Raw genomic sequence first — 6,559 nt, 5'->3', positions numbered from 1 at the left:
ATGTCCCATTATTTCTCCCGTAGGTTTCACTACGAGCTGATGAGCGGGATTGGATTAGGCGCTTATGCGGACGAGGTGGCGGAGTATCTTAGAGAAAACTGGCAAAGCTCCCACGTCTGGCCGGTCACGCCAGGGGCAAAAGAGGTGCTGGCAGAATTGCGAAGCCGGGGGTTCAAGCTGGGAGTGGTATCCAACTGGGACTGGACGCTGCCTGGGGTTTTACGGGCTACGGGCCTGGCGGACTATTTCGACTACGTGGGGGTCTCGGCGCTGGAAGGCGTGGCCAAGCCCGATCCGCGATTTTTTGAAATCGTGCTGGACGAGTTGCAGGTTGAACCCCAGCAGGCGATTCACATTGGCGACTCGGAGGACGACATAAACGGGGCAGTGGCCGCCGGGGTTCGGCCAGTACTGTTTGATGCATACAAGCAAAATCCCCGTGCTATCGGTGACCTGGCCTGGGTGGTTGATTACGCTACCGGGAGGGTGGAGTGGTTGTGAGCCTCGACCCTTGACGCGGGGCCCCAGACCCTCGAGACTGGCCTTCATGAGCACTCGCAAAGCCATCTGGGGCGATAACTTTGAGGCCATCGAGCAGAGCCTGACCGAGGTTGACCCCGACCTTTATGCCTATATCCGCGATTTCGCCTACGAAGAGGTGCTGGCCCGCCCCGGGCTCGATCTCAAAACCCGTGAGCTGCTGGCCATAACCAGCCTGATTGGCCTGGGGGCGCCCAAGGAGACGGCCACGCACCTGGAAGGGGCTTTGCGTAATGGTGCTACCGTGCAGGAAGTGCGCGAGACCATCATTCAATCGGCGCTGTTTGTGGGTTTTCCCAGTGCGCTGGGGGCCATGAAAACCTTACATGCTTTGCTGCGCAAGCGTCACACCCCGGGGGAGTGATGCTGACCAGGGTGCGGGTGCTGCGGCTCGATGGGCCCAGCACCCCATTTTGCTGGGGTTGAAGAAGATTGGTTTGGGTGCCGGAAAGTACGCTGGTTTTGGCGGGAAGCTCGAGGCAGACGAGGCCCTGGCCATGGCCGCAGTGCGGGAACTCAGGTAAGAGTGTAGGCTGCTGGCCAGGCCGCAAAACCTCTGGTCTGCGGCCCAGTTGAAGTTTTTGTTCCCGGCTCTTCCAGCCTGGAGCCGCACGGTACACGTGTTCCGCCTCGAGTTCTGGGAGGGCGAACCCCAGGAATCGGGCAAGGGAGATTAAGTGATCAGCGATATGTCCACTCTACTGCCGGGTGTACTTGTGGGAACCGCACCCACTACGTACTGGGCACAATTCTCGAGGGATTGCTGGTTGACTTGTCACCTCAGACCCAGGCCGCAACGACCTGGCATCGGCTGGATTTGACTTTTGCCTCTAGCCTGTGCTACTCTCCATTGTCCCCCTAAAACCAGCAGGTTTCAGATGGACATTAGGAGTAGTAAATGAACAAAGGTACTGTCAAATGGTTCAACGCGGAAAAAGGTTACGGTTTCATTGCCCAGGAAGGTGGCCCCGATGTGTTCGTTCACTTCACCGCCATCCAGGGTCAGGGCTTCAAGAGCCTCAATGAGGGTGATCGCGTAGAGTTCGAGATCGAACCCGGTAAAAATGGCAAGGGCCCTCAAGCCAAGAATGTGAAAATAGCGTAACAGTTCCGCAGCCGAAAGCTCCCCAAACACAGGGGGGCTTTTTGTATTTCATCTAAACTGGATGCTGAAGATTCTGGGACGGGTGTGTCGTATACTGCCCCCATTCGAACCCTGCTCAGCAAGGAGTACCTATGACGGAAGAACAGCACCTGCGCGAGTACACCAAAGCCCTAAAAGCACGGCTACCACGCCACTTTTTTGAGCCGGTTCCGGCTCGCCTGGCCTATCTGCCGGTATTTCTGACCCTGCTCGGCCTTTGTGCTGGGGGAATTGTGGCAACGCCTTATGTTCTGCTCAAACTGCTGCTGTCGTTTGGGGTCGGGTACTCGTTTATCGCCCTGGGATTTCTGGCCCACGAGATTCTGCATGGTGCGGTTACCAAAAACCCCACCGTGCGCTCGGTCGCCGGAACCCTTGCGTTTATACCGCTGATGGTGGGGGCCAGACTCTGGCGCAAATGGCACAACATCGAACACCACGCCCATACCCAGCACCCCGAAGATGACCCCGACGCAATGGGTGCGCTCGAGTCCGCCATCCAGAAGCCTATTGTGAAGTGGATGTTCCGGCAGGTGCCAGCGCTTCGCAGCTTTTTCCTGTTTTTCTCCTTCACTTTCTGGTTTACCCTGCACGCATACCGGATGTTCCGGCACTTTCTGCCCGACTTCAAGCCCCAAGAACGGCCCATCGTGGTCTTCCAGGCGGTTTTACCGGTGCTGGTCTGGCTTTTGGTGTTGCTCTGGCTGGGGCCGCTCAATTTCTTGTTTGTGTTTGTGATTCCCTGGTTGATTGCTAACTTCATTGCCATGAGCTTTATTGCGACCAACCACCTCCTCAATCCCATTACCGAGACCAACGACCCTTTGCTTAACAGCCTGACTGTGCGGAATCCGAAGTGGCTCGAGTGGCTCACCCTGGGCTTTGGCTACCACATCGAGCATCATGTATTTCCGGCCCTTTCCCCTAAGTATGCCCAGGCGGTGGCACAAAAAATCAAGGAGCTCTGGCCGGAGCGCTACAACGAGCTGCCCCACTGGAAAGCACTGTTCTACCTCTGGAAAACGCCTCGCCTCTACCGCGACCACCGCAACCTGATCGAGCCCACCACCGGCCATGTGTTTGGAACAATGGGTTTTGGGCTGAATGATGGTAAGATCAAGCAACCGCAGCCCAAGCCGCCCGGGCGAGGACTGGGTAAACGAAGAGCATAATGGTTTGTTAATTTTGACCGCTGCGCATCTTTGAGAAGGTCGCAGGTTTCGGGTTGGAGTGGGGAGTCTACCAACCCTGGAGCCGATTTGACGCTCGGGGCGGTTTCCCCGCAGGTTTCTAACCAATCCTGAAGGTTGAATGTTTGGCTTTATGGGCAGGTTCTACATGTATGGTGGTGCGAACTCCATCCAGGTTGGCTTTTAGTGCATTCTCGAGGCGGTCGCAAACCTGATGGGCCTGCTCCACGGAGGTGCTTCCCGGAACCACCAGGTGGAACTCCACAAAGGTGCTTGGCCCAGCCCGGCGGGTACGCAGATCGTGAATTTCCAGCACCCGGCCATCGGATGCCAGGCCCTCGAGGGCATACTTGAGGGTGTTGCGTATATCTGCTAACTCGTTTTCAGGGATAGCCTCGTCCATCAAGCCCCCCACCGAGTCCCGCACCAGCCGCCAACCCACCCACAAGATATTGATCGCCACCGCGATTGCCAGTAAAGGGTCGAGAACCCACCAGCCGCTCAGCCAGGCCACCCCGATCCCCACCAGCACTCCAATCGAGGTTAACACATCGGTCAGAATATGCTGCCCATCTGCGACCACCGCTGGAGAGCGCGTTTGGCGCCCATAACGGATCAGGAACCAGGCCAGCAGCGTGTTTATGCCCGAAGCGAATAGAGAGACCAGCATCCCGATCCCCAGTTCGGGAATGGGCTCGGGGGCCATGAGTCGAGGCCAGGCTGCGCTTACGATTGCCAGCGCAGCCAGCACAATCAGCACCCCCTCCAGCACAGCCGAAAAGTATTCGGCTTTGGTATGGCCGTAGGGGTGGTTGCTATCGGCTGGCCGTCGCGAAACCAGCACTGCAATCAGGGCGGCTCCGGCTGCCACGATATTGACAATAGACTCCAGCGCATCGGAATACAGCGCCACCGAACCGGTGAGTACGAAGGCCAACCACTTCAGCCCAAACACCGCCCCTGCCACCAAGAGGCTCAAGATCAGGGCTCGAGTGGGGGTCATTCGGCCCTACTGGGGTGGGTCTGGCGAAGAACTATCTGGCCTGGATGCTTCATACGCTCGAATTTAGGAGATTTTGTCAACACCACAATCCGCCCTTAACTATAAATCGCTCAAAATGAGGTTGAAAGCCCCTGCCCCAGCCCCTAAGTTTCTTGATCCGATCCGGTTTACGAGATCGCCATGCCGTTTGTGAAGACAAGGACGGATGCTCACCGACTCGAGGTAATTGCACTCCATGAAAAAAAGCTCCCCTGGCAGGGAGCCTTGGTGAGTAGAGAACTTTACGACTGCTGAGCGGTGCTGGTGCTGACCTTGATGCTTGGCCCCATGGTGGTAGAGAGATAGACCGAGCGCAGGTAGGTGCCCTTTGCATTGTCAGGCTTGGCGCCCTCCACGGCCTTGATGAAGGCCCGCACGTTCTCAGCAATTTTCTCTGGAGCGAAGCTGGCTTTACCCACTGGGCCATGTACCACGCCGGTTTTGTCGTTGCGGAACTCGATCCGCCCGGCCTTGATTTCGCGGATCAGGTCACCAATGTTGGGGCCGACCGTACCGGCTTTGGGGTTGGGCAACATGCCTTTAGGACCAAGGATACGGCCCAGCTTGGAACCGACCGCGCCCATCACATCGGGGGTAGCGACCACCGCATCGAAGTCGGAGCGACCATCCAGAATCTCCTGGATGATCTCTTCACCAGCAGCGATATCGGCCCCGGCGTTGCGGGCCTCGGCAACCTTGTCACCCTTGGCAATTGCCAGCACCCGTACACTGCGGCCTGTTCCGTGGGGCAGGGCCACGGTGGAGCGCACGTTCTGGTCAGACTTCTTGGCATCAATACCCAGCTTAACGTGCACTTCGACGGTCTCGTCGAACCGGGCGCTTTTGATCTGGGGAATCAGGGCGGCGGCCTCGTCAACCGTGTACACCTTGTTCAGGTCTACTTTTTCCAGCAGTGCGCGGTATCGCTTGCCGTGCTTAGGCATGGGGCACCCCCGTTACTTCCACACCCATGGCGCGGGCCGAACCCGCGATCTGGCGGGCGGCGGCTTCCAGGTCATTGGCATTCATGTCGGCCATCTTTTGCCTGGCGATCTGAAGGCACTGCTCCCAGGTGAGCTTACCCACATTCTCACGCCCAGTCTTTCCTGAGCCCTTTTCAAGACCCGCGGCCTTGCGAATCAGGTAGGAGGCCGGGGGGGTCTTGGTAATGAAGGTGAAGGAGCGGTCGGAGAAAATGGTGATCTCTACCGGCACAATTGCATCGCCCATGTTGGCGCTGGCAGCGTTAAACTGCTTCACGAACTCCATGATGTTGGCACCGTGTTGCCCCAGCGCCGGGCCTACCGGGGGCGCAGGTGTAGCCTTGCCCGCCGGAAGCTGCAGTTTGACCATCGCAGCTATCTTTTTCATTGATACTTCCTCCTTTATGGTTCCCGCAAACTGCGGGGGTTGGCTCCCACGAACTTCGTGGTGTTATCGCCTGGGCGCTTTCGCGCCTGCTCATAGCTGATAGCGAATAGACCATAGCAAAGGCTACTGGGTTTAGCTATCAGCAATTAGCCACTGGCTACTGGCGTTCGCGTTATGCGCGAACAACCTGCGAGAACTCGAGTTCGACCGGCGTTTCGCGGCCAAATATGCTGACGAGCACCTTGACCTTCTGGCGCTCGAGGTTGACCTCACCCACCACACCGGTAAACTCGGCGAAGGGACCGGAGGCCACCCGCACCACGTCACCTTCCTTGAAAGTAACCTGGGGCTTGGGGGCTTCTTTCTTCCCCGCGAGGCCAGCGATTTCCAGCAGGTGCTGTACCTCGCCGGGGGTCAGTGGAACCGGATGGGTTGCAGTTCCGACAAACCCTGTCACACCAGGGGTATTGCGCACCACTTCCCAGGCTTCGTTTACTTCACCGGGGGTGTCTCCCAGATCCACCAGCACATAGATGTAGCCGGGGTAGAGCTTGCGGCGCACCACTTCTTTTTTACCCCCGTCGCGGTGCTCAACTACCTCCTCGGTTGGGATCAAAACCTGGAAGATTTTGTCCTGCATACCAAGGGCTTTCACCCGTTGCTCGAGGTTGCCCTTGACCTTATCCTCGTAGCCAACGTAGGTGTGGACGGCGTACCATTCAATACTCATAGCTCGCACCAGGACATCAGGGCAGGCGCACCGTGATGAATCGGAAGATGGTGTCAATCAGACCCAGCAGTACCATCGCCACAATGGCAAACACCACGATGACCTGGGTGGACTCGAGGATCTCCTGACGGGTAGACCAGGTTACGCGGGAAAGCTCGGCGCGAGCCTCGCGGAAGTAGTTGACAATCCGAGCGCCGAGGGGGCGCCTGGGGGCAGCGTTCTGCTCTTGGGCCATACAATCCGCCTTAGACTTTCACTTCTTTGTGAGGTAGATGCTTATTGCACCAGGGGCAGAACTTCTTCAGCTCGAGCTTGGTCGTGGTGTTGCGGCGGTTTTTTTCCGTCGCGTAGTTACGGCGCTTACACTCGGTACACTCCAGGAGCAGCTTGATTCGTACATCGCTTGCCATACAGTTCCTCTTTCAGCCTTCGGCCCGGCCAGCTTTACGGCAGGCTAATCAGACCGGCAAGCTAATAGTGTAGCACGTTACTCGAGAATCTTAGCCACCACGCCAGCCCCGACGGTGCGACCGCCTTCGCGG

General features: G+C 57.7%; 10 protein-coding genes. 4 read left to right on the top strand and 6 right to left on the bottom strand.

Translation table 11 applies throughout. The annotated features are described in order from the left end of the window. The 4 genes from Q0288_RS16480 to Q0288_RS16465 all read left to right on the top strand — a co-directional run. Window positions 1-501 (top strand): HAD-IA family hydrolase (locus Q0288_RS16480; RefSeq protein WP_299432935.1); only part of this gene is annotated, 501 nt, incomplete at its 5' end. A gap of 46 nt (window positions 502-547) precedes the next feature. Then, window positions 548-904: a carboxymuconolactone decarboxylase family protein gene (locus tag Q0288_RS16475; RefSeq protein ID WP_299432933.1), complete on the top strand. Its 357-nt coding sequence runs from the start codon at window positions 548-550 to the stop codon at window positions 902-904. Window positions 905-1,438: 534 nt separating this feature from the next. After that, window positions 1,439-1,645, top strand: a complete 207-nt coding sequence (locus Q0288_RS16470) for a cold-shock protein (protein ID WP_299432930.1) — start codon at window positions 1,439-1,441, stop codon at window positions 1,643-1,645. A 131-nt stretch (window positions 1,646-1,776) separates the two neighbouring features. Then, entirely contained in the window at window positions 1,777-2,856 is a 1,080-nt protein-coding gene (locus tag Q0288_RS16465) for an acyl-CoA desaturase (protein WP_299432927.1), read from the top strand. A 118-nt stretch (window positions 2,857-2,974) separates the two neighbouring features. On the opposite strand, the gene Q0288_RS16460 is transcribed toward Q0288_RS16465, so the two are convergent. From Q0288_RS16460 to rpmG, 6 genes are all read right to left on the bottom strand, one after another. Continuing rightward, window positions 2,975-3,877: a cation diffusion facilitator family transporter gene (locus Q0288_RS16460; protein ID WP_299432924.1), complete on the bottom strand. Its 903-nt coding sequence runs from the start codon at window positions 3,875-3,877 to the stop codon at window positions 2,975-2,977. Between the two features lie 281 nt (window positions 3,878-4,158). After that, complete coding sequence (gene rplA, locus Q0288_RS16455; RefSeq protein WP_299432921.1) at window positions 4,159-4,860, bottom strand: 50S ribosomal protein L1; 702 nt, start codon at window positions 4,858-4,860, stop codon at window positions 4,159-4,161. Further along, on the bottom strand, window positions 4,853-5,287 hold the full coding sequence (gene rplK, locus Q0288_RS16450) for a 50S ribosomal protein L11 (RefSeq protein ID WP_299432918.1): 435 nt from the start codon (window positions 5,285-5,287) through the stop codon (window positions 4,853-4,855). Before rplK ends, rplA begins: the two co-directional genes overlap by 8 nt. A 172-nt stretch (window positions 5,288-5,459) precedes the next feature. Continuing rightward, the gene (gene nusG, locus Q0288_RS16445) at window positions 5,460-6,017 is read right to left on the bottom strand and encodes a transcription termination/antitermination protein NusG (protein ID WP_299432915.1); all 558 of its coding nucleotides are present in this window, start codon (window positions 6,015-6,017) and stop codon (window positions 5,460-5,462) included. 16 nt (window positions 6,018-6,033) lie between these two features. Beyond that, window positions 6,034-6,252: a preprotein translocase subunit SecE gene (secE, locus tag Q0288_RS16440; protein ID WP_299432912.1), complete on the bottom strand. Its 219-nt coding sequence runs from the start codon at window positions 6,250-6,252 to the stop codon at window positions 6,034-6,036. A 10-nt stretch (window positions 6,253-6,262) separates the two neighbouring features. Then, window positions 6,263-6,427, bottom strand: a complete 165-nt coding sequence (rpmG, locus tag Q0288_RS16435) for a 50S ribosomal protein L33 (protein WP_299432909.1) — start codon at window positions 6,425-6,427, stop codon at window positions 6,263-6,265. Between the last annotated feature and the right edge of the window lie 132 nt (window positions 6,428-6,559).

The organism is uncultured Meiothermus sp., from assembly GCF_937863175.1.
GTDB lineage: Bacteria > Deinococcota > Deinococci > Deinococcales > Thermaceae > Meiothermus.
This window is presented reverse-complemented; position numbering and strand designations above follow the sequence as displayed.